Raw genomic sequence first — 26,516 nt, forward strand, 5'->3', positions numbered from 1 at the left:
CCATCATGAGAATACTCCTGATTGAGGACGAGCCAGAACTTGCCGGTGCTCTCCGCACCGCGCTTGAGCGGGAACGGTTCGTTGTGGATCATCTCGACCGGCTGGCAGATGCGGTGGAGGGAGCGCGGATGAACGCTTTCGACCTGGTGCTTCTGGACCGGACCTTGCCGGACGGCGACGGACTTTCGATCGTGCCGCAATTGCGTGCCAGCCGGCCCGGCCTTTCGATCATCGTGCTAAGTGCGCGCGGCGAAATCGCCGACCGGATCGCCGGACTGGACGAAGGCGCTGACGACTACCTCATCAAGCCGTTTTCGATCGACGAGATGCTGGCGCGTATCCGTGCGGTACGCCGACGCCCCGTCGAGCTGGCGGACGAGCAGATCCACGCCGGCTCTCTGATATATGACGTCTCCAACGACAACATATCGGTCGGTGACCTGCGGCTCGATCTGCCGCGCCGCGAACTGCGCGTGCTGGAGACGCTGATCCGGCGGCGGGGGCGGACGGTGCTACGGGAGACCTTGGAACAGGCGGTCTACGGCTTCGACGACGAGGTGCAGTCCAACGCGCTAGACTCTCATGTTTCCCGCCTGCGCCGTAAGTTGGCCGAGGCGGATGCGGGCGTCGAAATCCATGCGATTCGCGGCATCGGCTACCTGCTGCGCGAGGCCCCGTGATCCGATATCGCTCGCTCAAACGGCCGCTGATCGTCTTCCCGTTGCTGTTCAATCTATTGATGCTGCTCGTGGCGTTCACCGTCCTGATATCGGTGGCGGTGCGCGTCGACAGCGGCGGCCCGTATGCGGACGAGCAAATCACGCGCGTCATCGCAGCCGCCGTCATCCGCCATGACGATGGCAGCCTAACGATCCGACAAACGCCGCAGCTGATGGCGTTGCGCGCCGAGACAGCCGATCTGTGGTTCGTCGTCGAGGACGATGCGGGCCGTGGCGTATCCCTCGGGCAGGTGCCCGAACCCTATCGCGCGTTCGCGGGCCGGCTTGCGGACCTGTCCTACGCGCAACTTCGCGACCGGCGTGCACCCTATGACCTTGCGGCCGTCGTCCGGCGCGAGACCGGCCCCGCAGGACCGCTCACCATCCTGGCACACGGCAAGCTGACGGAGCTGGGCTTCATCGTCCTGATGGGGTCCAACCTCATGGTAGCCCCAACCTTCCTGCTGCTGGTACTGACCTCGCTGATCGTGACGCCGTGGATCGTCCGCCGGTCGCTGGCCGGCGTTTCCCGCATCGCCCAGGAAGCCGAGCAAATCGACGCCCACCGGCGCGGGCGGCGGCTGAACGAGACGCACGTTCCTAAGGAGATCGTACCACTGGTCAGCGCCGTGAACGATGCGCTGCGCCGTCTGGACGAAGGCTATGAGCGGCAGCGCCGCTTCATCGCGTCTGCGGCGCACGAATTGAGGACGCCGATCGCCATCCTCGCAACCAAGGTCGAAGTCGACTCCAGCGCAGCGGTGCGCAACCTGGGCGGCGATGTGCAGCGGTTGGCGACGCTGGCGGAGCAGCTGCTCGACATCCAGCGGCTCGACACTGACCGGCATGATGAGAAATTGGATCTCGGCGCGCTGGTGCGAGGGGTCGTCGCCGAACTCGTGCCGCTGCTGATCGCCGCCGGGCGAACGATCGAGGTGGAGGTGCAGCAGGGCGCGTGTTGCCGCGGCGACGCCGCCGCACTCGAGCGGGTGGTGACGAACCTGATCCAGAACGCGGTCGAACATGGCGGGCACCACATCCTCGTGCGGGTCGCAGGTGCAGCGTTTGAAGTGGAGGACGACGGTCCCGGCATCCCACCGGAAGAACGCGAGCGTGTCTTCGAGCCATTCCACCGCCTGCGTCCACGCTCCACGGGAAGCGGACTGGGCCTCAATCTGGTCCAACAGGTTGTGGAGCGGCACGGCGGCCGCGCCACCATCCTGGCCGGGGATCACCGCGGCACGATCGCGCGGGTCGAATTGCGCAGTTGTTGAGTGCTCGGATGGGTTCGCCTTCGGTGCCGGGGCCATGTTCACGCAATCTTCGGCGGCGATTCAGCGCTCCATGGGCTCAGGCGATGCGCCGGCCCCGCAGGAAATCCCGCTTGGTCGGGGAAAGGAAGACACGATATGATCCGCTACGGTTTTACCCGCATCCGCCCGGCGCTGCTGTCGGTTTGTGCGGTTGCCGTCGTCACGATTGGCATGGCCGGTGCCGAGGCGAACGCGCAGAGCCGCCGGCAGCAACGTGACGATGCACGCACCTGCGCCGGCTTCGGCAACAGCTACGGCACGCGTGCCTACAGCGAGTGCATGCTCGACCAGCAACGCCGGCGCGACTTCAAGGAACGCGATACGCTAGAGAAGATGGCGCTTACCTCGCAGATCGCGAAGGACGGCCAGATCATGGCGGAGCGCGCTCGCCGGCAACGTTGTGACCGGAACCCGGATCGCCGGGAGTGTCGGCGCTAAGCCTCAACACGGTGATACGTCATTGGTCGCCGCCCCTTTCTTTGTGTTCAGCCGAACTGCGGGCGGCGATCGGCCATCACTGCCCGATCTAACGGGCGGTGATGCGCGGCCGGACGTCACATCGGCGTCACGTGGAGAGCAGATGCGACACTGTTCGCGCCGTTGTAGACGCCATGAAGGACGACGCACGGCCAGATGGACCCGGTGCGATGGAACATGACCGCGCTGAAGATGCCTACCATGATCGCAATCGGCAGGATGATGCTGATGCCGTGTGCGATGCCGAACACCACGGAACTGGCGCCGACCGATGCCCAAGCACCGTAACGGCGCCATGCGTTGGCGACAACGCCGCGGAAGAGCACCTCTTCTCCGAACGGCGTGAGAACCGCCCCGCCGGCGAGCGATGCCAGGAAGGGGATTACACCGCCACGGGCGGCTGCATGGAGGATCGATTGCGGATCGCCATGCCCGAACCACATTCCGTGGATGGTCTGAATGAGGTAGGTGATACCGTAGGCAGCTACGCCCAGCATCGCAGCGATCAGCAGCCATCGTGACGGCACCGGCCGAAAGCCAAACGGGCGCAGCGCGCGTATCCGGATGGCGGTTGCTGCCGCAAAGGCCCCGGTGCCGGCGATGCCCCCGGCAGTGGATCCTACGACACCCTGGAGAACTGGTTGATCGGCCGGGAGCAAGCTAAATCCAAGCGCAAAAACAAGCATGAGCACGGCGAACGTCGAAAGGCCGGTGAGGACCTCGGGCCATGCCGGCTGCGGCGGGCTGATGGACACCATCGTTTTTCTCCAGTTTGATTCAGAAGCAGCCCTACGGCCGTCCTGGCAGCGATTCTCTTCCTGCCAAACGTTGCGTGAGCCTGACCCCGAGCGACACACTTCAATCAGCTTGCGCCTCCCGCATCCGCTGGCTCGATGTGGGGGTAGCGAAAGCGGTGCAGTCGATCGGTCCGGATGCGCGGGCGCCTGACGAAGATATGGAGATGGACGCATGTTAAATCTTACGCTCGGTCGCCGCGATCTCACTCTAGGTCTTGGGGCGGTGCGGCGGTCGCTTGCCGGCGTTGGCTTCTGCGACGATAGGGTCGCGTGATGGACTTGCATGGCATCGACCTGAACTTGCTGGTGGCATTCGACGCGTTGATTGCCGAACGAAACGTCACGCGCGCCGGCCTGCGAATTGGCCGCACCCAGCCGGCGATGAGCGCGGCGTTGGGTCGCCTGCGCGATCTGCTTCGGGACGAACTGTTCGTCCGGGGACCCAAAGGCCTGCAACCTACGCCGCGTGCGCTCGAGCTGGCGGAACCGATTTCGCGCGCGCTACGCGATATCCAGCGCACGCTGGTCTTCACGCAGGCGTTCGAGCCGAGCGCGGCGTCGATGACTTTCTCGCTCGGCTTGTCGGGCCACGCCGAGAGCGTCGTGTTGCCGCGGCTGCTGCAGATTCTCGCGGCCCGTGCGCCGCTCATCGACCTCCGCGTCCGCGACTATGCAACGCGGGACGAGGCAACGCGGATGCTCGATGCCGGCGAGGTCGACGTGGCGGTCGGCCTGCCGCCCGTCGATTGGGGGCGTATCTTGTCCGCCCGCCTGTTTCAGGAACGGTTCGTCTGTATCCTGCGGAGGGACCATCCCGCCGCGAACCGGGCACCCGACCTCGAACGTTTCCTGTCGCTCCCGCACATCCTCGTCTCGCCGGAGAACGAAGGGCTGGACGTGGCCGACGCGGCGCTCGCCAGCAAGGGTTTGAAGCGTCGGGTGGCGCTGACCATACAGCATATGGCGAGCGCGCCCGCACTGGTCGCCGCCTCCGACATGGTCGCCACGGTTCTTGAAAGTGTCGTGCGACGGTCGGGCTGCGCAGAGCAGCTGAATGTCAGCGACTTCCCGCTGCGCCTGAACCCCGTACCCTTCGTCCTCAACTGGCACCGCCGGAACGACCAACACCCCGCCCAGCGTTGGTTCCGCGCCTGCCTGTCCGGCGCTTTTCCCCAGGTTTGGCAGAGCTCGGAGCAGGTCTGTGCGGATCTCCGACAGCAATATTATTGATTGGGCGCAAGCGGCGCCACCATCCATGCGGTGGATGATGATGCATACTGGATATCGATTTAGATTGATCATCCCTGTCACCTAAATGTCCGGCAACGGCGCGACTTCATGCGCCAATGGCTGGAGCATCATCATCATGACGGACGGTAAGTTTCGGGTCGGCATTATCGGCGCGGACACACAGGCAAGCTGGGCGGGCGCATCCCACATTCCTGCCCTCGCGGCGCAACCCTCGCTCGTCCTCGCTGGCGTTGCCACACGTCGCGAGGAAAGCGCCAAGGCAGCCGCCGAGGCGTTCGGTGCCGAACGCTGGTATGCCGACCCTTTCAAGCTCATCGAGGACGAGGGGATCGACGTCGTCACCGTCGCCGTGAAGGTGCCGGCGCACCACGATCTGGTGATGGCTGCGCTGGCTGCGGGCAAGGCGGTCTACGCAGAGTCTCCCCTAGGAGTGACGCTCGCAGAAACCGAGGCGATGGCGGCAGCGGGCAGATCTCTTCACACCGCGATCGGATTGCAAGGCCGGCACAATCCCGCGGTCCGCCGCGCGGCCGAACTGGTCGCCTCGGGCAAGCTCGGCCGCCTGTTGTCGGCGCGCGTCGATGCGACGACGTTCGGCTATGGACCGCAAGTGACGAGCAACTACGACTATTTCAACAAGGCCGCGAGCGGCGCCAGCTTCATGACGATCACCGTCGGCCACGTCCTCGACGTGATCGAAACCGTGCTGGGCGACATCACGCAGGTGGATGCGCGCACCGCGTTGCACTGGCCGCAGATCGAGGTGGTCGACACCGGCGAAACTTCCACTCGCGAGATCCCGGACCATCTGGACCTGATCGCCGCGACGGCGACAGGCACCTCGGTATCGGTCCAGGTGCTGGCCGGCGTGCCCGCCGACGAAGCGCGGTTCCGCTTGGACATCCGCGGCACGGAAGGACGCCTGACGCTGACCGGCGACCACCTCGCAGGCGTGCAGGTCGGCGATCTCCGCCTGACGGCCTCCGTCGATTTTGCCGCTCCCGACGCGCCGATCGCAACCGGCGTCGGCCCTACCGCGGCCGCCTTCTGGGCCGGCGCGGCGATCAATGTCGGCGAGCTCTATGCCTCGCTCGCGCGCGATCTGGTGGCAGGCACTTACCACACGCCCGGCTTCGACCACGCGCTCCATAACAGCCGCCTCGTCGCTGCCGTCGAGCGTGCGGCGCAATCGGGCGAGCGGCAGTCAATCTGATCCGAGGAGGCATGTCATGCGCTTGCGCAAACTTGGCAGCAGTGGATTGTTCGTGTCCGAACTTTGCTTTGGTGCGATGACCTTCGGCGGCACGGACGGCCTGTGGGGACAGGTCGGCAAACTGGGACAGGAGGATGCCGATGCGCTGGTCGGCGCTGCGCTCGACGCGGGCGTGAACCTGTTCGACACGGCGAATGTCTACGCGCACGGCCGGAGCGAGGAGATTCTCGGCCGCTCGCTGAGGAACATCGGCGTCGCCCGGGATCACGTGATCGTTGCCACGAAGGTTGCCTCGTCGATGGGCGAAGGGCCGAACCAGGGCGGCGCATCGCGCCGACACATCCTGAGCGAATGCCATGCCAGCCTGCGCCGGTTAGCGCTCGACCATATCGACCTCTACCAGGTTCACGCCTTCGATCCCGCGACTCCGATCGAGGAGACGCTGGAGGCGCTCGACACACTCGTGCGTGCCGGTGACGTTCGATACATCGGGCTTTCGAACTGGGCTGCCTGGCAGATCATGAAGGCGATCGGCATCGCGCGGGTGCGTAACCTGGCGCCGATCACCTCGCTCCAGGCCTATTACACGCTCGTCGGCCGGGACGTGGAGCGCGAGATCGTGCCGCTGCTGACCGCCGAACAGGTCGGCATGATGGTCTGGAGCCCGCTTGCCGGTGGTTATCTCAGCGGCAAATATGCCGATGGCGGCAATCTTGAGGCGGCGCGCCAGACCACGCTCGACTTTCCACCGATCGATCGCGTCCGTGGAGAACCGCTGATCGGCGTGTTGAAGGAAGTCGCGATCAAGCATGGCCGCCGGCTCGCGCAGATCGCTATAGCATGGCTGCTAGAACAGCCCGTGGTGTCCACCGTCATCATAGGGGCAAAGCGCGTCGAGCAGTTGCACGAGAATCTACAGGCAGCGGAGGTCGATCTCGATACGGACGCCATGCGCCGCCTGGGCGCAGCCAGCCGCCTTCCGATAGAGTATCCGGGCTGGCTGCTGAACCGGGCGGCAGAGCAAGATATGTAGTCTAGTTGCCAGCGTTCGCACAGAGCGCACGGCGGCGAGGGTTCCACTAATGGCAACGCCGGGTTTCTCCAACGCCGGCTTCCGCAACGCTCCCACCTCCCTATTCTCCTGATAACAATCATCAGGAGATAGCGACATGCCTGCAGTCCTCGTCCACGGCGTACCCGACACCCACCGGCTCTGGGACACCGTCCGCTCTCATCTTGAGCGCAATGACATTATCACGGTCGATCTCCCCGGCTTTGGCAATCCGTTGCCGTCGGACTTCAGGTCAACAAAGGAAGAGTATCTCGAGTGGCTCATCAACCGGATCGCTGAGATCGGCGAACCCGTAGATCTCGTCGGTCATGACTGGGGCTGCCTGCTCACGGGTCGCCTCGCGTCGATCCGACCGGATCTGGTGCGGACCTGGACCGGCATCAGCGGTCCGATCGATCCGGAATATCCGTGGCACTATCTCGCCAAGATCTGGCAGACGCCAGGTGAGGGCGAGCAATGGATGAAGGATCTCGACCTCGAGGAATTTGCGGCGAAACTCGTCGAGGCACAGATGCCGAAAGATGCGGCGGATGAATCGGTTCGGCATCTCGATGCCACTATGCGGGCAAGTATTCTCGCACTTTACCGCTCCGCAATCGAGGTCGGTGCGGAGTGGAAACCGGGTTTGAGCAGCATGACCGCGCCAGCGCTGGTGATCTGGGGCCTGGACGATCCGTTTCTGCCGCACCGCTTCGCCGATGAGCTGGGCAATGCCACACACGCACGCGCCGTCGTGAAGCTGCGCGCCTCGCATTGGCCGATGATCGAGCGTCCGGCCGATGTCGCGCGCGAACTCGAGGCCCATTGGGCTCACGTTTAACTCCCTGCGCTTGCGTCACTTGGGCTCAAACCCACGCAGCCGCAACGCGAACGGCAATGCTTGGTCACTCGCTATGCGCCCCAGCACTCGTCCGGAAACGAACCATGGTGAAGCAGCACGGGCGAGCATTGCCTGGGCTGCACCAGACAGGAGCGCGCCTACATGACCAATTCAGCAAACACCCGGATCGGCGTCGGCATCGTCGGCGCCAGCGCCGATCGAGGCTGGGGCGGAACTGCTCACGTCCCGGCGCTGCGGGCGCTCGAGGCGTTCCAGATCCGCGCCGTCAGCACGACCCGTATGGAGAGTGCGAACGCAACCGCTAGCCGACTGGGCGCCGATCTCGCCTTTGACACACATCAGGCGCTGGTCCTGCGGCCGGAGGTCGACTTGGTGGTGGTTGCGGTCAAGGTGCCGGATCACAAGCAGATCGTTTCTGACGCGCTCGCCGCGGGCAAGATGGTCTATTGCGAATGGCCGCTCGCGCGAAACCTATCGGAAGCCGAAGCTCTGGAGGGGTTTGCCCGCGAACGTCGGCTGAAGACGGTTATTGGGTTGCAGGGCGGCCTGCACCCGCCGATCCGCTACCTTCGCGACCTCATTCAGCAGGGCGTGATCGGCATGCCGCTCAGCACGAGCATCCGAGCGCATCTGAACGAAGACATGTGGGTCGGCCGATATGACCCGCCGTTCGAGTACATGGCTCGCGCAGAGAATGGCGCCACGCTTCAAAGCATCATGCTCGGCCACGCGCTCCAACCGCTCGCGCACGTACTCGGCGCATTCAAGAGCCTGTCCGCCATCGTCGCCAATCAGCGCGGCGACGGCGTCCGCCTCTCGGATGGCACGTCCCTCCCGAAGGACGCACCGGACGAGATCGTCGTCGCCGGCGTTCTCGAAGGCGGGATTGTCACTTCGCTGCACTACAGTGCCAGCCAGCCCGCCGGCTCGGCGATGGTGTGGGAGATCCAGGGCACCGAAGGCAGCCTCCACGTGGAGACGGCGTCGGGCTACATCCACTTCGGCGATGTCAATATCACGTTGCGCAGCGGCAGCGAGCCTGTCCAGCGGCTACAGGTCCCACCCGCATATGCGGCTCCCGACCTGCAACTCGACGCGCCCGCGGCGGGTGTCGCCCGCCTCTACGCCCAGCTCGCCGCCGACCTCCGCGACGGAACCGCAGATGCGCCGGACTTCGCGGTCGCGCTCGATCGTCACCGGGTGCTCGAGGCGATCACACATGCCGCTGAAACGGGTCATCGCCAGCATCTGTCCCCCTCGGCGTAGTCAACTCCGATCCCTGAAACCCGGGAAGCGCCCTGATCCGCCCCGCCGTCGCCTATCTCTACGCGCCCGACCGAAAGGCTGAGCGACCGTGTAAGCAGCTGGCCGGCTTTCGCGGTAAAGTCTTCGAAAGGGAAAGCGCTTCGTGAGATGCTACTGCGCATCCTTGATGAAGGTCTTGGTCAGAAGGCGAGTCAGCCGAACTTGACGAGATTCAGCGCCGGCAGGGGGCCACCGGGGAATTGTACGAGTTGACCGCCGATTGAAATCGAGCCGAGATCGATGCCGAAAAAGCCGATCTGGTCGATCATGGCGGCGACCTCTGCCTTGGCCCGCCGATCGTCACCCGAATAAAAGAGGACGCGCTTGCCGCCTTCCGATTGCGGATCGCCCGACAATTGGGCCGGGGTAAGATGGTTGAACGCCTTCACGACCCGCGCACCGGGAACGAGGTCCGCAAATACATCCGACGAGATGCGGCCACCCAGATCGATCGGGCGATAGAGCGGCGCCTCAATGGGGTTATTGGCATCGATCACGACCTTGCCGCCGAAATCCAGATCCGCGAGCGCGCCGGGAATTTTCGACCACTGGACAGCCACAAGAACGATGTCCTGTGCTGCCGCTTCCTTGACCGTCCCAGCCCGAATTGGCCCTCCGAACGTGGAGACGAGCTCCGCAATGCTGTCAGGTCCGCGGCTGTTCGCGATGACAGCCTCGATGCCCGCCTTGCCTAACGCCTTCGCGAACGCACCGCCGATGTTGCCTGCGCCGATAATACCAATCGTCACGAGCCAGTCCTTCAACCACGTGGTTCCGTTGACCAGAAAATGGACCGCAGATAGGCATATCAAAAGTCGTAGATGGATTGTTTGAGTTTCAATTCTTGCTTGAAGGTTGATTCACATGGAGACACTCGCCAACTTGGAAGCGTTCGTCCGTAGCGCGGAGGCAAACAGCTTCTCAGGCGCGGCTCGCCGACTTTCCCTCACGCCGGCGGCAATCAGCCGGAACGTCGGCATGCTCGAACGAAATCTGGGCGTGCGGCTATTCCATCGCTCGACACGCAAGTTGGCCCTGACGGAAGAGGGTGAAGCCTTCTTGCAAAGCATCGGCGACAGCCTTGCCGATCTTCAAAGCGCGATCGACGGCGCCTCGCAGATCAAGGGCGAGCCAGTCGGCGTCCTGAAAGTGAGCATGAGCCTCTCCTTCGCCATGGGCTACGTCCTTCCCGCGCTGCCAGAATTTCTCAGCAGGTATCCGGGCATCCGGCCCGATTGGCATTTCGACAGCCGCCAGGTCGACTTGGTTGCGGAGGGCTTCGACGTCGCGATCGGCGGAGGCTTTGATCTAAATCCCGGAATTGTCGCCAAGGCACTAGCGCCCGTTCACGTCGTCGCCGTCTGCGCGCCGAGCTATTTCGGCAGAAAAGCTCTACCGACGAGCCCGGCCGATCTCGCTGAATACGATGGGATTCTCATGCGCTTCTCGACATCGGGCCGTATCCGACAATGGATGATGCGGAATGCTCAGGGTGATGAGGAGCGCGCGCTGTTGAAGGAGACAATCGTTATGAGCGATTCCGCCCCCATGATCCAAGCGGCCCTTGCGGGGCTTGGTATCGCAATGGTGGCTATGCCGGACGCGCTTCCGCATTTGGAGAGCGGCGCGCTGAAACGCATCCTACCGAAATGGTATGCCGATGCGGGATCGATATCGCTCTACTACTCAGGTCGCTCCTTACAACCGCTCAAGACCAGAGCATTCATCGACTTCTACACGGAGCACTTTCGTCGAGAGCGCATCAGCGCACGGTTCGCTGGAAGCCTCAAATAAGCCGGCGCAATCCATCCCCCCTGACGATTGTCTCAGAAAAAATGATGGGCACCTGCATTGCCTCCTTCCAATCAGGCGTTGAAAGGTCCGATGCCGCCGGAGCGGAGCGAGGTGCCCCATAGGGATATATGCGCGGGTTCTGTTAGCCCATAGCTCGTCGGGTGCCCGGGATCATACTTTGGCATCAGCCTTTGGGCGGACCACAGGAGATTTTGACCGAGGTGGCTGCGAGCGCCGGGAATCTCACCCAGTTTCGCGATAGAACGATCGCAGCCCCTCCCTGTAATGGGCCAGGTTTTAGGTAAGCGTACCTCCATCAACCGTCAGGATGGTGCCCGTGATCTGGCGCGCGGCATTCGACGCGAGAAATGCGACCGCAGCTGCCACGTCCTCCGGCTCGCCATACCGCCCCAGTGGGATCAACGCCCGCTGGAAATCACCGAACTCGCCTTCGGCGGGGTTCATTTCCGTGTTCGTTGAACCAGGCTGCACCAGATTGACGGTGATATCACGAGGACCCAGTTCGCGCGCCAAACCCCGCGTAAATGATTGGAGGGCGGATTTCGTCATCGAGTAAACCGTCGATGGCCCAACAATTCGTTCGGCGCCGGCGGACCCGATCGTGATTACGCGCCCCCCGGCAGTGAGGTGGGGCATGACCGCCTGAGATGCCAGGATCGGAGACCGCGCATTGACGGCAAAGAGCGCGTCGATCTCGTCGACTGTGAAGTCCGCAACGTCCTTGTAGGTAGCGATCGCGGCGTTGTTGACGAGGATATCAAGACCCCCAAGGGCTTTCACTGCCTCGTCCACCGAGCGCTTGATTGCAATCGGATCTGCGCTATCGGCTTGGATTGCAACGGCGGCACGGCCCTTCCTCTTTATCAATTCCACCACCTCTGCCGCACGGCCGGCGGAATGCGCGTAGGTGATGGCAACGTCTGCGCCTTTTTCCGCCAGCGCAACCGCAATGGCCGCACCAATCCCGCGTGACCCTCCGGTCACAAGTGCGCGTTTTCCAGTCAGCTCAGTCATCAAATATTCCTTCCTCAGTGTTTGCGCGACGGGTGCGCTGCATGGCGATGTTCGCCGTTCATCACGCGATCGATGTTGGCGCCGCACCCTGAAGATGGAGGGGATGCCGCTTCACAATAAGCGGGAAATCAGTTGATTTATCTTCAACGGATCGTTTGCAATGAGTAGGAGCGATGCTCCCGCATCGCTCGCTGAGCAGGCTCCCACTGCGCTGCATCTATCGCCTTCAATGGCCGGGGTCCTTGGCAGCCTTCGGGATTAAAGCGGGCCAACCGGCGCTCACCGACATCACGAGAGGGGAAAGCCTTCCCCTGCGGCCGAGCCCACGGTCTCGGCCGACCCCTTCTGCGGGGAGACCCCGCAACGCCCCCCGAGAGCGAGAGTGCGGAGGAATTTTTCCGTGACAGGTTGAAGGTTGGAGAAGAGGTCTCCGGCGCCCGTCATGGAGATTGGTCCCATGACCCAGGTTTCAGTCTTGATGCCCGCCGCGACTCCAGCGGTGGCTACAAGGTCGATGTCGGCCGCGGCCAGCGGATCGGCCGCGTTTCGTCGGAATGGTTTTCCCGGCCAGCGGATGAGCGTTATCTGTCGCTGTCCGAGCTGGCGCATTCCGTTCGCGACCGGGCCGACCGCAGCCGGACGCTTGTCGTGGAGAGTGCGCTCATCCATGTGGAGGCGAACCGCAGCGACCCGGAGCGGTTGTTCATTGACGCCGTCGCCACATGGGTGAGGGGCGACCTGGCTGAGAGGGAGCGCGCGCTGCCAGGCGCGCCGCCGCGCAACGGCGGCTAATGCACCCTTCTCCTGAAAGCGGTCGGACCGTTCACTATCCTGTCCCCGATCGGCTCAACCTACGGCCGCTTTCGGGATCGCCGACGGGCGGGCGGAATGGCGGCAATTGGGGCGCAATGCCGTCAGTGAAGCCCTGGGCGAAGGGAGCGTCCGCTCACGACGCATTTGCGGGCAAATGGGTTTCGTGCGATGTTTTCGCGAGCTGACGTTCGGAGGTTTCCATGCTGCCGTTCTTGCTCGTCCTGTCAGGGAGTGACCTTCAGCCCGAATTGCCCCGAAGGTGGGCGCAATTTAGTCGATCCGGGGCACTGAGTCATGTCAGAGAGACCGTCGAGATCGCAACAGGCGACAGGGGTGATAAGGCGGAATTTCGATACAAGCTGCGCTTCACCAAACGCTCGCTTAGAGGAAAGCCTGAAATCAAATGGGCTGACAGTGCAACCTGCCCCGCTGTCCGTTCCGTGATCATCGGCATGCGCAATATAAAGATGCCCTCGCCAGCACCCTATGGTCTGCCGGATCAATCGATGTCGATTACGTTAGACGGCATTGGATATTCCCTCACCGCTCCGTCCTCGGATAACATGGGCAACTTGACGATCAGCTCGAACACCGGCTCGCCACTTGCGGCCTGGGTAGATGCTTCGTTCAAACAGCTGGAGACGTGTTGGACAACGGCGGCTTCCTAGCCCCGCCACCCAAAAACCCGCCCGGCACCTAACCACCCGTTAGAAGCCATTCGCCGGTGGCGAAGCCACGCTAGCAGCGGACAGGCGGCAAACGCCCAGTTATTGCCGTTCAACATGCGCCTCGATCTTCTCGAATGCGGTCGTTTATTCATGCCTTGGCTTGCGGCCGGGCCGGGCCGATATCTGCCCGGTCTGCTTTGCAGCAGTTTTTGTGCCAGAGCAGGCGTTGTTGGCCATGCGGGCCTCCGAACCGATGAGCGCATCCGTGTTCGATTAGCGGTGCGGTGATGGGCAACCTTTCGGTTGCGTTTTGCGTTCCCTCGGGCTACTGATGAGCAACCTGGAGGTTGCCCATGTCTGACAGCATTCATAAGACCATCTTCCTGAGAGCCCCGATAGAGCGGGTCTGGCGGGCAATCACTGATCACCGGGAGTTCGGTGCTTGGTTCCGCGTCGCTCTCGATAGTCCATTCATCGTAGGCGAGGTTACGACCGGCAAGATGACGTACCCTGGCCATGAGGGCGCACCCTGGTCGTCGACAACTACTCGTATGGAGAGGCCCAACCATTTCGCGTTCACCTGGCCATATGCTGATGGCGGCGAGGTGAATCTTCCGGAGGCTCCTACAATGCTGGTTGAATTTCATCTCGAGCCTGCCGGGGAGGGTACGAAGCTGACCATCACCGAGAGCGGCTTCGACGCTCTCCCGCCCGACCGACGCGCAAGTGTGATGCGAGGGAACGAAACGGGATGGGACATCCAGTCCGGACACATCGCGGCGCATGTCGAAGGCTGAGGCACTACGCCGGCAAGCTGACGTCTTTTCGGCACTCGGTGATCCCACGCGACTGTCGCTGCTTTTGATGTTGGCGGCCGGTCATCCGCACTCCATTATCAGGCTCACCGGCGACACTGGCCTGAGCCGACAAGCCGTGGCCAAGCACCTGCACGTCTTGGAGCATGCAGGCTTGGTCAGCAGCGTACGGACGGGGCGCGAAAATCGCTACACCTGCAGATCTGGAGCGCTACGGGAAGCGCGTAACTTTCTCGATGAAGTATCCAGCCTGTGGGAAGACGCTCTTGGGCGTTTGAAAGGCGTCGTTGAAGACGATCGTGTCGCGTAGCCGAGGATCAAGAGTCCACAATGGACGTAGCTCATCAGGCTGAACGAATGTCTGGTTGTGGGAAGCATATCCAATCCTGAGTGACTGGAACCGGGGCGCCGAGCTGTCGTCTGCTAGTGCTCAGATGAAAGTCTGCATCGGTGGCTTGCCACCCTGAAAGCTGCCCGACAGCAAACCACCCCATTCTCGGCCGTTGGTCCGTGCTGAACATACGACCGCTTTTAGGATCAGGCAGACTGAACCGGAACGTCGAAGTTTAGGGCGCTAAGCGGCCTTACCACCGCATAGGACTCGAACACTCTATGCCGAATTGGGCCGCCGCACCTACGACTCTGAAATCGCACGAACTTTTCTAAACGGCTGAAATGCGCCGTTCGGGCCGTGGCGTAGTAGCCACGGCGGTGCTGGTGCCGCCTACAGGACTCGAACCTGTGACCCCCGCATTACGAATGCGATGCTCTACCAACTGAGCTAAGGCGGCCCGCGGCCGGCGCCGCTCGGGCCGGTCGAGGCGGCGGCGCTTAGCAGCGCGGGGGCGCTCGCGCAAGCGGCGTTGCGGCCCCGCCGCGGCTTTACGTCCTGTTTACCACATCCGGTGCAGACCTGCTCACGAATGGGGGCGGCACCGCCGCGTCCGGCGAAGGACAGGTGCATGGATAGTTCGCTTGGCATCGACGATCGGTTCGACACCGACGAGACCCCGGATCGGGACGGCACGGTGAGCGAGGCCACGCTCGACGTCGGCGGCGACGAGCGGCGGATGCACGTGCGCGCCTATAATCACTGGGTGTCGCTGCTGCGCGGGCGCGCCTATCCGTCGATCGAGGAGCTGGAGCCCGCCTCGATCGCCGACTTCGGGCCGCACAGCGTGCTGCTCGACTTCACCGAGAGCGTCGAGGATCCCAGGATCCAGTTCCTCGGCAAGGCGCTGCGCGAGGAATGCGGAATCGACGCCGGCATCGGCCGCATCGCCGAGGTGCCCGGCCGTTCGCTGCTGTCGCGCCTTACCGACCATTATCTCCAGATCATCGCCAATCAGGCGCCGATCGGCTTCGAGGCCGAGTTCGTCGGCACGCGCGGGCACAATACGCTCTACCGCGGCATCCTGATGCCCTTCTCGTCCGACGCAGGTTCGGACGGGGACACGATCGATTTCATCTACGGCGTGATCAACTGGAAGGAGATGGTCGACGCCGATACCCAGGCGAAGCTGACCGCCGACCTTGCCGCCGCCCATCGCGCCGCGCCGGCCGCGCCCGCCGCCACGCCGGTGTGGGCCGACGGGCCGAGCTCGGGCGTTGCCGGCGAGGCGGGCGCGCTTCCGGGGGACGAGCCGCTGCCGGCCGATGCCGCGCTCGCCGACCGACTGACCGCCGCCCGCGAATGGGCGGTCGCCGCCACCTCGACCGAGACGCGCAGCCGCGCGGCGCTCTACCGCGCGCTCGCCCGCGCCTATGAGTTCGCCCGCGCCGCTGACGATGACCCGGAGGGCTATGCCGCGCTGCTGGGCGAAGCCGGGATCAAGGCGCAGGCCCGCGCGCCGATGACGCCGATCGTCAAGCTCGTGTTCGGCGCCGATTACGACAAGACGCGCCTCACCGAGTTCGCCACCGTGCTGACCCATGCCGGGCGCTGCCAGGTCGAGCCCGCCGCGCTGGTGGCGTTCCTCGAGAGCTTTCGGGGCGGCATCAAGGGCGTGGTCGCCGCCGAGCGCGCCGCGCGCCGGCCGGCGGAGAAGGCCGGCGGCTGGGACGCGATCGCCGCGGAGCTGCGCCGCCGCCCGCCGCTCGCGCGCATCGAGCTGGGCGAGGTCGACGGCGAGTTCGTCGTGCTGCTCGCGCGCAAGGCCGCCGACGGCGCGCTCGACGTGGTCGCGATCGACGAGGACCGGGCGCTGACCGACCGCGCCGCCCGCCGCGCTGCAGCATAACATTCGCACCCGCAACAAGCCTTGAGCCGGTCACATCCCCGGCGTAGGCGGCGGCCATGGCAAGACAAACGATCAAGTCGCTGTCGCAGGCGCTCGCCGCCCGACTGACCGAAGGTGCGCTCCCGGGAGAGATCGAAGGACTGAGCAAGGCGGACCGGGCCGAAGCCGCCGGCTTCGTCGCCGGGGCAGGCGCGACCCGCCCGCCCGGCCGGCCGGCGATCGCGCTGGAGCCGATCGAGGCGGAGGGGCGCGAGCGCCGGATGCGGCTCGCCGTCGTCAACGACGACATGCCGTTCCTGGTCGATTCGATCGCGGCGACGATCGCCGCCCATGACATCCAGATCGACCGCATCATCCACCCCGTCCTCCCCGTCACGCGCGATGCCAAGGGCACGCTGACCGCGATCGGCGAGGGCGGGCGCGAATCGATGATCTACATCGAGCTGCGCCGCGCCGAGGCGCGCACGCGCAACGCGCTGATCGCCGAGCTGGAGCGCAACCTCGGCCATGTCCGCAGCGCCGTCGACGACTGGCCGGCGCTGCAGGCGGCGATGCGCCTCGATGCCGAGCGGCTGACGGCGACCGACAACGTCGAGGGCGCGCAGCTGCTCCAATGGTTCCACGACAAGAACATGACGCTGCTCGGCCACGAGCAATGGCAGCGGGACGGCAAGGCCAACAACCGGCTCGGCCTCGCCCGCCACGAGCTGGCGGTGCCGCTGCTCGCCGACGCCTCGCGCAAGCTCGCGCTCGAATGGTTCGAGAAGGGCGGCGCGGCGCCGCTGCTGCTCAAGTCGAACTGCATCTCGACCGTGCACCGCCGCGTGCCGCTCGACCTGGTGCTGCTGCCGCTGATCGAGGCGGGCAAGGCCGTCGGCCTGTCGCTCCACGCCGGGCTGTGGACCAGCGCGGCGCTGCACAGCCCGCCCGAGGCGGTGCCGGTGCTGCGCCAGCGGCTGTGCGCGCTGGAGGCGAAGTTCGGCTTCGACCCCAAGGGCCATACCGGCAAGGCGATGGCGCACGCGCTGAGCGCGCTGCCGCACGACCTCACCACCGCCTTCCAGGAAGCGGAGCTGGAGCGGCTGACGCTCACCGCCATGTCGCTCGCCGACCGGCCGCGGCCCAAGCTGGAGCTGGTGCGATCGACGCTGGGACGGCACATCTTCGCCTTCGTCTGGCTGCCGCGCGACGACGTCACCACCGCGCGCCGGATCGGCATCGGCGAGATGCTGGCCGAGGCGGCGGACGCGACCGTGCTCAACTGGTCGATCGCGCTGGAGGACGGCGTGGTCGCGCTGATCCGCTACACGCTCGACGTGCGCGGCAGCGGGCGGACGCCCGACGTGGCGAAGCTCGATGCCGAGCTCGTGCGGATGGTGCGCGGCTGGGCGCCGGCGGTGGAAGCGGCGCTGGCGGCGCTGGCCGGCGATGCCCGCGCGGCGCGGCTGACCTTGCGCTACGCCAATGCCTTTCCCAACGGCTATCGCCTCGCCTATTCGCCCGAGGAGGCGGCGCGCGACATCCTGCGCCTCGCCGAGCTCACCGACGCCGGGTCGCGCGCGGTGCGCATCGTCGCCGATCCCGCGCAGCCCGACGTGCTGCGCGTGCGGCTCTATCGGCTGGGCGGGCCGCTGCCGCTGTCGGACGCGGTGCCGGTGTTCGAGAACTTCGGCTTCCGCGTGATCGAGGAGATCCCGACCCAGCTTGCGGGCGAGGACCGGGCCTATATCCATGATTTCGGCGTGGCGCTGCCGGGCGGCGCGCTGCGCTGCGACATCGCGACGATCGAAGGCGCGGTCGACGCGGTGCTCGAGGGCCGCGCCGAGAACGACGCCTTCAACCGGCTGATCGTCGAGGCGGGGATGAAGCCCGCCTCGGTCGTGCTGTTCCGGGCGTGGTTTCGCTATCTGCGCCAGACGGGCCTGCCCTATGGCCTCGCCACCGTGGTCGACGCGCTGCGGCGGGCGCCCAAGGTCGCCACCGCGCTGATCGAGCGGTTCGAGGCGGCACACGACCCGGCGCAGGCGAAGGGGGCGGAAGCGAAGATCGAGGCGGCGGACCGTGCGATCGAGGTCGGGCTCGACGCGGTGTCGGCGATCGACGACGACCGTATCCTGCGCACCATCCGCGGGGTGGTCGACGCGACGCTCAGGACCAACGCCTTCGCGCCGGCGGCCGCCGAGGCGCTCGCCTTCAAGCTCGACAGCGCCAGGGTGCCGGGCCTGCCGGCGCCGCTGCCGTGGCGCGAGATCTGGGTCTACAGCCCGCGCGTCGAGGGCATCCACCTGCGCGCCGGCCCGGTCGCGCGCGGCGGGCTCAGGTGGTCCGACCGGCGCGACGACTTCCGCACCGAGATCCTCGGCCTGATGAAGGCGCAGCGCGTCAAGAACGCGGTGATCGTGCCGACGGGGGCCAAGGGCGGCTTCTACCCCAAGCTGCTGCCGGCGCCGTCGAACCGCGACGCCTGGCTGGCGGAAGGGACCGAGAGCTACCGCATCTTCATCCGCACCCTCTTGTCGGTCACCGACAACATCGTCGAGGGCAAGGTGGCGCACCCCGACAAGGTGCGCGTGCTCGACGGCGAGGACCCCTATTTCGTCGTCGCCGCCGACAAGGGCACCGCGACCTTCAGCGACGTCGCCAACGAGATCGCGATCGGCCGCAACTTCTGGCTGGGCGACGCCTTCGCCTCGGGCGGCGGGCACGGCTATGACCACAAGGCGATGGGGATCACCGCCAAGGGCGGCTGGATCTCGGTCCAGCGCCACTTCCGCGAGATGGGGATCGACGTCCAGAGCCAGCCGGTCAGCGTGGTCGGCTGCGGCGACATGTCGGGCGACGTTTTCGGCAACGGGATGCTGCTGTCGAAGGCGATCAGGCTGGTCGCGGCGTTCGACCACCGCCACATCTTCATCGACCCCTCGCCCGATCCGGAGGCGAGCTGGCAGGAGCGCGCGCGCATGTTCGCGCTGCCGCGGTCGAGCTGGGCCGACTACGACCCCAAGCTCATCTCCAAGGGCGGCGGCGTGTTCGCGCGCACCGAGAAGACGATCAAGCTTTCCAAGCAGGCAGCCGAGGTGCTGGGCCTCGCCCCCGGCAGCTACGAGCCCGGCGCGCTGATCTCGGCGATCCTCAAGGCGCCGGTCGACCTGATCTGGTTCGGCGGCATCGGCACCTATGTGAAGGCGGCGGCGGAGAACAACGTGGCCGTCGGCGATCCCGCCAACGATCGCCTCCGCGTCGATGCCGAGCAGGTGCGCGCGAAGGTGATCGGCGAGGGCGCGAACCTGGGCGTGACGCAGGCCGCCCGCATCGCCTTCGCCACGCTCGGCGGGCGGATCAACACCGACTTCATCGACAATTCGGCCGGCGTCGACTGCTCGGACAACGAGGTCAACATCAAGATCGCGCTCAACCGCGAGATGAACGAGGGACGCCTGAGCTTCGCCAATCGCAACAAGCTGCTGGCGAGCATGACCGACGACGTCGCGCATCTGGTGCTGGAGGACAATCGCCTGCAGACGCTGGCGCTCTCCACCATGGAGAACGACGGCGCGATCGCGGTGCCGAGCTATGTCCGCGTGATCGAGATGCTCGAGGCGTCGGGCCGGCTCGACCGCAGGGTCGAGGGGCTCGGCACCAACGAGGACCTGCTGCGCCGCGCGCAGGAGGGCCGCGGCATGACCCGGCCCGAGCTGGCGGTGCTGCTCGCCACCGCCAAGCTCGCGCTGCAGGATGCGGTCGAGGAGCGCGGGCTCGGGCTCGATCCCGAGCTGGCGCCCGACCTCCACGCCGCTTTCCCAGCGGCGATGCGCAAGAAGTTCGGCAAGGCGATCGACGAGCATCGCCTGCGGGGACAGATCGTCGCGACCAAGCTCGCCAACCGGCTGGTCAACCGGATGGGCGTGCTCCACCCGTTCGAGCTCGCCGAGGAGGAAGGCGCGTCGATGGGCGACATCGCGGCGATGTTCGTCGCCGCCGAGCGCATCTTCGGGCTGCCCGGCCTGTGGGAGGACATCGAGACCGCCGCGATCGGCGAAGGCGCGCGCATCGCGCTGTTCGACGAGGCGGCGACGGCGGTGCGCAGCCACATCGCCGACCTGCTCCGCGCCCAGCGCCCCGGCGAAGGGCCGGGCGAGGTGGTCAAGCGGCTGAAGCCCGGAGTCGATTCGCTCGACCGCCAGGTCAAGACGCTGCTCAAGGCCGAGGCGCGCGCCGGCAGCGAGCGTATCGCCGCGCTGCTGGAAGAGGCCGGCGCGCCCAGGCCGCTCGCGCGCAAGATCGTCCGCCTGTTCGAGCTCGACGGGGCGATCGGCCTCGCCGCGCTGGGGGCGGCGCGGGGGATCGACGAGATTCGGCTGACCCATGCCTTCACCCATCTCGGGCAGGCGCTGGGGCTCGACTGGGCGCAGACGGTGTCGGCGCGGATCACCACCGGCGATCCGTGGGAACGGCTGCTGATCGCGGGTCTCGCGCGCGACTTCCAGCAGCTTCGCCTGGAGTTCCTGAGCCGCGTCGAGGGCAAGGACCCGGAGGCGGCGGTCGAGGCGTGGCTCACGGCGAACGCGGCGCGGGTGCGCCAGTTCGCCGAGCTGGTCCGGCGGGCGAAGCTGGCCGCCGCGCCCAACGCGGCGATGCTGGCGCAGATCGCGGGCCAGGCGCGGGTGCTGCTGGGGCGGTAGGAGGCGTTTCGCAAAGCCCGTCTGGATAAGTGGAATCGTGCTCCTGCGAAGGCAGGAGCTTTGGATCGCAGGGATGTCGCTTGTGGCCTGAGCTCCTGCCTTCGCAGGAGCACGGCTGTTTCAAACCCGCGTTGACGTGCCGGCCTCGTGGAACAGCCAGCTGCGGATCGCGCTGGCAAGATTGGGCGGATCGGCTGCCTCGATCCGCGCCGCGTCGATCGCCGCGACCAGCGCGGACAGCGGCAATGCGCGGTCGGCGGCGGCTGTTTCCAGCGCTTGCCAGAAGAGCGGCTCCAGGCTGATCGAGGTCTCGTGTCCGGCGATCGTGATCGAGCGTTTCACCGGGCCGACGAAGCCACCGGGGGGAGACGTGACCTTCATAGCCCCTCCCCTTTAGGGGAGGGGTAGGGGGTGGGGCAGTGCGGCAGGCCATATCGCTTGGGGCGAGGCCCCACCCCAACCCCTCCCCTGAAGGGGAGGGGCTTAGCCGGCGGCGCGACCCTCACGCCTCCTCGAACAGCCCGGCGAGCTGCTCGATCATCGTGCCGGCGAGCTGGTCGGCGTCCATGATCGTCACCGCCTTCTGGTAATAGCGCGTCACGTCGTGGCCGATGCCGATCGCGACCAGCTCGACCGGCGAGCGCGCCTCGATCCAGCCGATCACCTGCCGCAGGTGCCGCTCCAGATAGCTGCCCGAATTGACCGACAGCGTCGAATCGTCGACCGGCGCGCCGTCGGAGATCACCATCAGGATCTTGCGGTCCTCACCCCGCGCGATCAGCCGCTGGTGCGCCCACAGCAGCGCCTCGCCGTCGATATTCTCCTTGAGCAGCCCCTCGCGCATCATCAGCCCGAGGCTGCGCTTGGCGCGCCGCCACGGCTCGTCGGCCTGCTTGTAGACGATGTGGCGGATGTCGTTGAGCCGCCCCGGCTGCGGCGGCCGGCCCGCCGCCAGCCATGCCTCGCGCGCCTGCCCGCCCTTCCACGCGCGGGTGGTGAAGCCGAGGATCTCGGTCTTGACCCCGACCCGCTCCAGCGTGCGCGCGAGGATGTCGGCGCTGATCGCCGCGATCGAGATCGGGCGGCCGCGCATCGATCCCGAATTGTCGATCAGGATGGTGACGACGGTGTCCTTGAACTCGGTGTCGCGCTCGATCTTGTAGCTCAAGGACTGCATCGGGTTGACCACCACCCGCGCCAGCCGCGCCGCGTCGAGCAAGCCCTCCTCTTGGTCGAAATCCCACGAGCGTGCCTGCTGCGCCATCAGCCGGCGCTGGAGGCGGTTGGCGAGCTTGGTCACCACGCCCTGCAGGTGGACGAGCTGCTGGTCGAGATAGGCGCGCAGGCGATCGAGCTCGTCGTCGTCGCACAGCTCGGTCGCGGCCACCACCTCGTCGAAGCGGGTGGTGAACGCCTTGTACTCGAACTGCGGCGGCATGTCCGACCAGGGGCGGTTCGGACGCACCGGCATCATGCCCTCGTCGCCCTCGTCGCCGGGCTCGCCCTCGGCATCGTCGAGGCTGTCGTCGGCCTCTTCGCTGCCCTCGCCGTCGTCGGCGTCGGCGTCGCGCTGCTCGCCGCGCGCCTCGACCTGGCCCTCGCCGGCGGCGCCCTCCTCCTCGCCCTGGTCGCCCTCGTCCTGCTCCTGCTCCTCGGTGCCCTCGTCGTCGCTGCCGCCCTCGTCGCTCTCCTCGGGCTTCATGTCGCCTTCGGTGAGCTCGAGGTCCTCGAGCAGGCGTGACACCAGCTCGGCGAACGCCCGCTGGTCGTCGATCGCGAGGCCGAGCGCATCGAGCTCGGCGCCGGCCTTCTCCTCGACCCACTCCGCCACCAACGCCAGGCCCGCGGCCGCGCTCTCCGGCGCCGCGCGCCCGGTCAGGCGCTCGCGCACCATCAGGCCGATCGCAGTCGACAGCGGCACTTCCTCGGCCGAGCGGGCGCGGGCGATCGGGTCGGACCTCATCCGCATCGCCAGCGCCTGGTCGAGGTTGTCGGCGATGCCGGCATAGCCCTTCGCTCCCAGCGCCTCGACCCGCGCGGTCTCGACCGCGTCGAACACCGCGCGCGCCACCGCCTCCTGCGGGGCGCCGCGCGCGTGGAGGGCCGAGTCGTGGTGGCGCAGGCGCAGCGCGAAGCTGTCGGCGAAGCCGCGCGCCTCCGCCACCTGGTCGGCCGGCAGGGTGCGCGCCGGCATCGGCACCTTGAGGTGCCGTCCGGCCTGGCTCGGCGCGTCGGCGGTGAAGGCGAGCTCGACGTCCTCCTTGCCCGACAGGGCGCGGGCAGTGCCGGCGAGGACGGACTTGAAGCGGTCGAGAGGGGTTTCGGTGGCCATTACCAGAGCGTCTCGCAGCCGAAAGTCGTGAACTGAGGGTCCCGGGTAATCACGGTCAATCTTTCGATACGCCCTTGTGCCGCAATCAGTCGATCGAAAGGATCGCGGTGCTCGCCGGGCATCAAACCCGCTTCGCAAGCATGGGCATAGGTGACGGGCAGATGGGTGAAGGCGTCACGACGAACCAGCTCATCGAACTGCAGCAGCGAATCCCGCATCGCCGGAAGCTTGCCGTTCCGAACCTTGATCGCGATCTCCACCGCGGACACCGGACTGACGAAGATCGGCTCGCCCCGCTGTCTCATCGCCTCTTCAGCGGTGGTCGAGAGCGCCTCGTCGTCGAGCCACCACCAGAGCAGCGCATGGGTATCGAGCAGGAAGGACAAGAGCTCAATCGTCCTCGTACTTGCCTTCGAAGCGATCCAGCTCCTCGTCGGTGTATTCAGGTTCGAACCAGATCTCGGTTGGTATCTGACCGCGCAGATGGGCAAGCCGACCCGGCTTGCGCGGCGGCAGGTCGACCGGGTCGATCGGCACGAGCTTCGCATAGGGCACCCCCGCCTTCGCAAGGATGATCTCCTCACCGGCGTGGGCGCGATCCATCAGCCGCGACAGATGGGTCTTGGCGTCGTGGACGTTGAACGTCTTCTGCGGATCGGCTTCGGCCATCGCGCACCTCCTGTGGACTAAGTAGGTTAGTCCACCCGATTCCTCAAGCTTTCCCCACCACGCTCTCCGGCAGGTCCGTCCCGAACACGCGCTGGTAATATTCGGCGACCAGCGGCCGCTCGGCGTCGTCGCACTTGTTGAGGAACGACAGGCGGAAGGCGAAGCCGACGTCGCCGAAGATCAGCGCGTTCTGCGCCCAGGTGATGACGGTCCGCGGGCTCATCACGGTCGAGATGTCGCCGCTGATGAAGCCGCGGCGGGTGAGGTCCGCCACGCGCACCATGTTGTCGACCGTCTCCTTGCCGCCCGGCTTGTCGTACTCGCCCGACTTGGCGAGCACGATCTGCGCCTCGGTCGCGGCGGGCAGGTAGTTCAGCGTCACCACGATGTTCCAGCGGTCCATCTGGCCCTGGTTGATCTGCTGGGTGCCGTGATAGAGCCCGCTGGTGTCGCCGAGGCCGATCGTGTTGGCGGTGGCGAACAGGCGGAAGAAGGGATTGGGCCGGATCACCCGGTTCTGGTCGAGCAGGGTCAGCTTGCCCTCGGTCTCCAGCACGCGCTGGATCACGAACATCACGTCGGGGCGGCCGGCGTCGTACTCGTCGAACACCAGCGCGGTCGGCGTCTGCAGCGCCCAGGGCAGCAGGCCCTCGCGGAACTCGGTGACCTGCTGGCCGTCGCGCAGCACGATCGCGTCGCGGCCGATCAGGTCGATACGGCTGATGTGCGCGTCGAGGTTGATGCGGATGCACGGCCAGTTGAGCCGCGCCGCCACCTGCTCGATGTGGGTCGACTTGCCGGTGCCGTGATAGCCCTGCACCATCACGCGGCGGTTGTGCGCGAAGCCGGCGAGGATCGCGAGCGTGGTGTCGGGATCGAACACATAGGCCGGGTCGAGGTCCGGCACGCGCTCGTCCGCCTCGCTGAAGGCGGGGACCTCCATGTCCGAGTCGATGCCGAACAGCTCGCGCACCTTCACCGCCTTGTCGGGGGCGTCGAGGATCGTGGTCTCGCGGCTGTCGGGCTGGGTGTTGGGGATGTCGGTCATGATGCGCTACCGTTCGGACTGAGCTCGAAGCCCCTGTCCTCCCCTCAACGCACGAGTCAGAGGAACGGCACTTCGACAGGCTCAGTGCGAACGGAAGGCGCGAAGGTCAAGCCGCAGCGGCTTCGATTTCGATCTTCGGCGGCAGCGGGAACAGGGTCACGAACCGCTCGGCGAGCGCGCGGTCGCCCTTCAACGCCAGCATGTCGTTGGCCTCGGCGGCGGCGATCGGAAGACCGCCGTAGACGATCGCCGCCATGCCCATCGGCGTGGTCTCGAACACCGCATCGCCCTCCGGCTCGGCGCGGCGGACCTTGATCTCCGCGTCGGTCAGCACGCCGACGAAGCCTTCGTCGCCGAAGCGGAAACCGATGGCCGCATCGATTCCCTTCGCCCGCTCGCGGTCGTACATGGTGCGGAACGACAGCATGATCGAAGCGGCCGATACCGGCAGCGACGGGTCGTGCGCCGGCGAGCGGGTCGCCCAGCGGCCGAGCTCCTGGATCGCCGTCTCGCTCTCATAGCCCCATGGCGTCAGCTCATAGACCTGAACGGAGGCCGGCGGCGGCAGCTTGCGGCGCCTGAGGATACCGGCGCGCTCCAGCCCCTCGAGCCGCTGCGTCAGCACATTGGCGCTGATCCCCGGCAGGCCCTGACGCAGCTCGCCGAAGCGGCGCGGCCCGAACATCAGCTCGCGCACGATGAGCAGCGACCAGCGCTCCCCCACCAGCTCCATGGCGAAGGCGGTGCCGCACGCATCGTCGTACCACCGATTTTCCGTGCCGCTTCCTCGTTTAGTCATTTTTTCTAACTTCATAGTTGCTTTTGATAACTGAGTCGTGCAGATACGCCTTCGTCGATTCGTTTTCAAGGGAGAGCCGCCATGACCAAGATGATCTTCGTGAACCTGCCGGTCGCCGACGTGGAGAAGTCGGCCGCCTTCTACGAGGCGCTCGGCTTCGTCCGGGACATGCGCTTCAGCCAGGAGGGCACCGCCGCGTCGATGCAATGGTCGGACACGATCGTCGTCATGCTGCTGAGCCGCGACTATTTCGGCACCTTCACTCCGCGGCCGGTCGCCGACGCTCGCGAGGCGACCGGCGCGCTGATCGCGCTCTCCCGCGGCAGCCGCAAGGAGGTCGACGCGATCGTCGAGGCGGCGGCGAAGGCCGGCGGCAAGGCCGACGTCCGCGCGCCGCAGGACATGGGCTTCATGTACGGCCGCAGCTTCGAGGACCTCGACGGCCATATCTTCGAGCCGATGTACATGGACCTCGAGGCGGCGACGGCGGCCTTCGCCGCCGAGCCGGCCTGAGCGATCGGATCGAGGGAGGCCGGCGATGAGGCTCAGGGACAGCATCGCGATCGGCGTCACGGCCTTCGCGACCACCGTGCTGGCGATTCTGGGCCACGCGCTGGTCGCCGGCACCGGCCC

At 66.1% G+C, this 26,516-nt stretch carries 25 protein-coding genes and 1 tRNA gene; 16 read left to right on the plus strand and 10 right to left on the minus strand.

The genetic code is table 11. The annotated features are described in order from the left end of the window. The first annotated feature begins 5 nt into the window (after positions 1–5). The 3 genes from ACMGER_RS00770 to ACMGER_RS00780 all read left to right on the plus strand — a co-directional run bounded on the left by ACMGER_RS00770 (position 6) and on the right by ACMGER_RS00780 (position 2,470). The gene (locus ACMGER_RS00770; RefSeq protein ID WP_436810220.1) at positions 6–680 is read left to right on the plus strand and encodes a response regulator transcription factor; all 675 of its coding nucleotides are present in this window, start codon (positions 6–8) and stop codon (positions 678–680) included. Next, the gene (locus ACMGER_RS00775; RefSeq protein WP_436810221.1) at positions 677–1,993 is read left to right on the plus strand and encodes a sensor histidine kinase; all 1,317 of its coding nucleotides are present in this window, start codon (positions 677–679) and stop codon (positions 1,991–1,993) included. Before ACMGER_RS00770 ends, ACMGER_RS00775 begins: the two co-directional genes overlap by 4 nt. A gap of 135 nt (positions 1,994–2,128) precedes the next feature. Further along, the gene (locus ACMGER_RS00780) at positions 2,129–2,470 is read left to right on the plus strand and encodes a hypothetical protein (RefSeq protein WP_436810222.1); all 342 of its coding nucleotides are present in this window, start codon (positions 2,129–2,131) and stop codon (positions 2,468–2,470) included. 116 nt (positions 2,471–2,586) lie between these two features. Here the strand turns inward: ACMGER_RS00780 and ACMGER_RS00785 are convergent, their stop codons facing one another. Continuing rightward, entirely contained in the window at positions 2,587–3,267 is a 681-nt protein-coding gene (locus ACMGER_RS00785) for a CPBP family intramembrane glutamic endopeptidase (RefSeq protein WP_436810223.1), read from the minus strand. 312 nt (positions 3,268–3,579) lie between these two features. On the opposite strand from ACMGER_RS00785, the gene ACMGER_RS00790 reads away from it, so the two are divergent. From ACMGER_RS00790 to ACMGER_RS00810, 5 genes are all read left to right on the plus strand, one after another. Further along, positions 3,580–4,536 (plus strand): LysR family transcriptional regulator, encoded by a 957-nt coding sequence (locus ACMGER_RS00790; protein WP_436810224.1) that lies wholly within the window; start codon positions 3,580–3,582, stop codon positions 4,534–4,536. 85 nt (positions 4,537–4,621) lie between these two features. Further along, entirely contained in the window at positions 4,622–5,770 is a 1,149-nt protein-coding gene (locus tag ACMGER_RS00795) for a Gfo/Idh/MocA family protein (protein ID WP_436810225.1), read from the plus strand. A 16-nt stretch (positions 5,771–5,786) separates the two neighbouring features. Continuing rightward, complete coding sequence (locus tag ACMGER_RS00800) at positions 5,787–6,803, plus strand: aldo/keto reductase (RefSeq protein WP_436810226.1); 1,017 nt, start codon at positions 5,787–5,789, stop codon at positions 6,801–6,803. Positions 6,804–6,939: 136 nt separating this feature from the next. Beyond that, positions 6,940–7,662, plus strand: coding sequence for an alpha/beta fold hydrolase (locus tag ACMGER_RS00805; protein ID WP_436810227.1), 723 nt, complete (start codon positions 6,940–6,942; stop codon positions 7,660–7,662). 162 nt (positions 7,663–7,824) lie between these two features. Continuing rightward, positions 7,825–8,949 (plus strand): Gfo/Idh/MocA family protein, encoded by a 1,125-nt coding sequence (locus tag ACMGER_RS00810; protein ID WP_436810228.1) that lies wholly within the window; start codon positions 7,825–7,827, stop codon positions 8,947–8,949. A gap of 191 nt (positions 8,950–9,140) precedes the next feature. Here ACMGER_RS00810 and ACMGER_RS00815 read toward each other — a convergent pair whose 3' ends face one another. Beyond that, positions 9,141–9,752: an NADPH-dependent F420 reductase gene (locus ACMGER_RS00815; protein ID WP_436810229.1), complete on the minus strand. Its 612-nt coding sequence runs from the start codon at positions 9,750–9,752 to the stop codon at positions 9,141–9,143. A 100-nt stretch (positions 9,753–9,852) separates the two neighbouring features. On the opposite strand from ACMGER_RS00815, the gene ACMGER_RS00820 reads away from it, so the two are divergent. Continuing rightward, positions 9,853–10,782: a LysR family transcriptional regulator gene (locus ACMGER_RS00820; RefSeq protein WP_436810230.1), complete on the plus strand. Its 930-nt coding sequence runs from the start codon at positions 9,853–9,855 to the stop codon at positions 10,780–10,782. Between the two features lie 297 nt (positions 10,783–11,079). Here the strand turns inward: ACMGER_RS00820 and ACMGER_RS00825 are convergent, their stop codons facing one another. Then, positions 11,080–11,817 carry an SDR family NAD(P)-dependent oxidoreductase gene (locus tag ACMGER_RS00825; RefSeq protein ID WP_436810231.1) on the minus strand — a complete coding sequence of 246 codons (738 nt, stop codon included), beginning with the start codon at positions 11,815–11,817 and terminating at the stop codon, positions 11,080–11,082. A gap of 408 nt (positions 11,818–12,225) precedes the next feature. Here ACMGER_RS00825 and ACMGER_RS00830 point away from each other — a divergent pair, with 408 nt between their 5' ends. The 4 genes from ACMGER_RS00830 (at position 12,226) to ACMGER_RS00845 (ending at position 14,423) form a co-directional block, all read left to right on the plus strand. Next, entirely contained in the window at positions 12,226–12,609 is a 384-nt protein-coding gene (locus ACMGER_RS00830) for a hypothetical protein (RefSeq protein WP_436810232.1), read from the plus strand. Positions 12,610–12,830: 221 nt separating this feature from the next. Then, complete coding sequence (locus tag ACMGER_RS00835) at positions 12,831–13,298, plus strand: hypothetical protein (protein WP_436810233.1); 468 nt, start codon at positions 12,831–12,833, stop codon at positions 13,296–13,298. A 353-nt stretch (positions 13,299–13,651) separates the two neighbouring features. After that, positions 13,652–14,095, plus strand: coding sequence for an SRPBCC family protein (locus ACMGER_RS00840; protein ID WP_436810234.1), 444 nt, complete (start codon positions 13,652–13,654; stop codon positions 14,093–14,095). After that, positions 14,082–14,423, plus strand: a complete 342-nt coding sequence (locus tag ACMGER_RS00845; protein ID WP_436810235.1) for an ArsR/SmtB family transcription factor — start codon at positions 14,082–14,084, stop codon at positions 14,421–14,423. The genes ACMGER_RS00840 and ACMGER_RS00845 overlap by 14 nt, the downstream gene beginning before the upstream one ends. A gap of 405 nt (positions 14,424–14,828) precedes the next feature. Here ACMGER_RS00845 and ACMGER_RS00850 read toward each other — a convergent pair. Continuing rightward, positions 14,829–14,904: transfer RNA gene (locus ACMGER_RS00850), tRNA-Thr, on the minus strand. A 171-nt stretch (positions 14,905–15,075) separates the two neighbouring features. Here ACMGER_RS00850 and ACMGER_RS00855 point away from each other — a divergent pair. Continuing rightward, complete coding sequence (locus tag ACMGER_RS00855) at positions 15,076–16,353, plus strand: PAS domain-containing protein (protein WP_436810236.1); 1,278 nt, start codon at positions 15,076–15,078, stop codon at positions 16,351–16,353. A gap of 56 nt (positions 16,354–16,409) precedes the next feature. After that, positions 16,410–21,035 (plus strand): NAD-glutamate dehydrogenase, encoded by a 4,626-nt coding sequence (locus ACMGER_RS00860; RefSeq protein WP_436810237.1) that lies wholly within the window; start codon positions 16,410–16,412, stop codon positions 21,033–21,035. Between the two features lie 120 nt (positions 21,036–21,155). Here ACMGER_RS00860 and ACMGER_RS00865 read toward each other — a convergent pair whose 3' ends face one another. The 6 genes from ACMGER_RS00865 to ACMGER_RS00890 all read right to left on the minus strand — a co-directional run bounded on the left by ACMGER_RS00865 (position 21,156) and on the right by ACMGER_RS00890 (position 25,883). After that, positions 21,156–21,416, minus strand: coding sequence for a ribbon-helix-helix domain-containing protein (locus ACMGER_RS00865; RefSeq protein ID WP_436810238.1), 261 nt, complete (start codon positions 21,414–21,416; stop codon positions 21,156–21,158). A gap of 121 nt (positions 21,417–21,537) precedes the next feature. Then, complete coding sequence (cobT, locus tag ACMGER_RS00870; protein WP_436810239.1) at positions 21,538–23,367, minus strand: cobaltochelatase subunit CobT; 1,830 nt, start codon at positions 23,365–23,367, stop codon at positions 21,538–21,540. Continuing rightward, complete coding sequence (locus ACMGER_RS00875) at positions 23,367–23,753, minus strand: type II toxin-antitoxin system VapC family toxin (protein ID WP_436810240.1); 387 nt, start codon at positions 23,751–23,753, stop codon at positions 23,367–23,369. Before ACMGER_RS00875 ends, cobT begins: the two co-directional genes overlap by 1 nt. A 4-nt stretch (positions 23,754–23,757) precedes the next feature. Further along, positions 23,758–24,036 (minus strand): type II toxin-antitoxin system Phd/YefM family antitoxin, encoded by a 279-nt coding sequence (locus tag ACMGER_RS00880; RefSeq protein WP_436810241.1) that lies wholly within the window; start codon positions 24,034–24,036, stop codon positions 23,758–23,760. A 43-nt stretch (positions 24,037–24,079) separates the two neighbouring features. Beyond that, on the minus strand, positions 24,080–25,084 hold the full coding sequence (gene cobS, locus ACMGER_RS00885) for a cobaltochelatase subunit CobS (RefSeq protein WP_436810242.1): 1,005 nt from the start codon (positions 25,082–25,084) through the stop codon (positions 24,080–24,082). Between the two features lie 106 nt (positions 25,085–25,190). Then, positions 25,191–25,883 (minus strand): winged helix-turn-helix transcriptional regulator, encoded by a 693-nt coding sequence (locus ACMGER_RS00890; RefSeq protein WP_436810243.1) that lies wholly within the window; start codon positions 25,881–25,883, stop codon positions 25,191–25,193. 81 nt (positions 25,884–25,964) lie between these two features. Here ACMGER_RS00890 and ACMGER_RS00895 point away from each other — a divergent pair, with 81 nt between their 5' ends. Further along, a complete protein-coding gene (locus ACMGER_RS00895) occupies positions 25,965–26,396 on the plus strand; it encodes a VOC family protein (protein ID WP_436810244.1) in 432 nt (143 codons plus the stop codon). Positions 26,397–26,516 lie beyond the last annotated feature (120 nt).

Source organism: Sphingomonas astragali (assembly GCF_051400615.1).
Taxonomy (GTDB): Bacteria; Pseudomonadota; Alphaproteobacteria; order Sphingomonadales; family Sphingomonadaceae; genus Sphingomonas.

Excerpts from the sequence above, each read along its gene's own strand:
- ACMGER_RS00770 (WP_436810220.1), top strand. The coding sequence starts at position 6 with ATGAGAATACTCCTGATTGAGGACGAGCCAGAACTTGCCGGTGCTCTC.
- ACMGER_RS00780 (WP_436810222.1), top strand. The coding sequence starts at position 2,129 with ATGATCCGCTACGGTTTTACCCGCATCCGCCCGGCGCTGCTGTCGGTT.
- ACMGER_RS00785 (WP_436810223.1), bottom strand. The coding sequence starts at position 3,267 with ATGGTGTCCATCAGCCCGCCGCAGCCGGCATGGCCCGAGGTCCTCACC.
- ACMGER_RS00790 (WP_436810224.1), top strand. The coding sequence starts at position 3,580 with ATGGACTTGCATGGCATCGACCTGAACTTGCTGGTGGCATTCGACGCG.
- ACMGER_RS00795 (WP_436810225.1), top strand. The coding sequence starts at position 4,622 with ATGTCCGGCAACGGCGCGACTTCATGCGCCAATGGCTGGAGCATCATC.
- ACMGER_RS00800 (WP_436810226.1), top strand. The coding sequence starts at position 5,787 with ATGCGCTTGCGCAAACTTGGCAGCAGTGGATTGTTCGTGTCCGAACTT.
- ACMGER_RS00805 (WP_436810227.1), top strand. The coding sequence starts at position 6,940 with ATGCCTGCAGTCCTCGTCCACGGCGTACCCGACACCCACCGGCTCTGG.
- ACMGER_RS00810 (WP_436810228.1), top strand. The coding sequence starts at position 7,825 with ATGACCAATTCAGCAAACACCCGGATCGGCGTCGGCATCGTCGGCGCC.
- ACMGER_RS00820 (WP_436810230.1), top strand. The coding sequence starts at position 9,853 with ATGGAGACACTCGCCAACTTGGAAGCGTTCGTCCGTAGCGCGGAGGCA.
- ACMGER_RS00825 (WP_436810231.1), bottom strand. The coding sequence starts at position 11,817 with ATGACTGAGCTGACTGGAAAACGCGCACTTGTGACCGGAGGGTCACGC.
- ACMGER_RS00835 (WP_436810233.1), top strand. The coding sequence starts at position 12,831 with ATGCTGCCGTTCTTGCTCGTCCTGTCAGGGAGTGACCTTCAGCCCGAA.
- ACMGER_RS00840 (WP_436810234.1), top strand. The coding sequence starts at position 13,652 with ATGTCTGACAGCATTCATAAGACCATCTTCCTGAGAGCCCCGATAGAG.
- ACMGER_RS00845 (WP_436810235.1), top strand. The coding sequence starts at position 14,082 with ATGTCGAAGGCTGAGGCACTACGCCGGCAAGCTGACGTCTTTTCGGCA.
- ACMGER_RS00855 (WP_436810236.1), top strand. The coding sequence starts at position 15,076 with ATGGATAGTTCGCTTGGCATCGACGATCGGTTCGACACCGACGAGACC.
- ACMGER_RS00860 (WP_436810237.1), top strand. The coding sequence starts at position 16,410 with ATGGCAAGACAAACGATCAAGTCGCTGTCGCAGGCGCTCGCCGCCCGA.
- ACMGER_RS00865 (WP_436810238.1), bottom strand. The coding sequence starts at position 21,416 with ATGAAGGTCACGTCTCCCCCCGGTGGCTTCGTCGGCCCGGTGAAACGC.
- cobT (WP_436810239.1), bottom strand. The coding sequence starts at position 23,367 with ATGGCCACCGAAACCCCTCTCGACCGCTTCAAGTCCGTCCTCGCCGGC.
- ACMGER_RS00880 (WP_436810241.1), bottom strand. The coding sequence starts at position 24,036 with ATGGCCGAAGCCGATCCGCAGAAGACGTTCAACGTCCACGACGCCAAG.
- cobS (WP_436810242.1), bottom strand. The coding sequence starts at position 25,084 with ATGACCGACATCCCCAACACCCAGCCCGACAGCCGCGAGACCACGATC.
- ACMGER_RS00890 (WP_436810243.1), bottom strand. The coding sequence starts at position 25,883 with ATGACTAAACGAGGAAGCGGCACGGAAAATCGGTGGTACGACGATGCG.
- ACMGER_RS00895 (WP_436810244.1), top strand. The coding sequence starts at position 25,965 with ATGACCAAGATGATCTTCGTGAACCTGCCGGTCGCCGACGTGGAGAAG.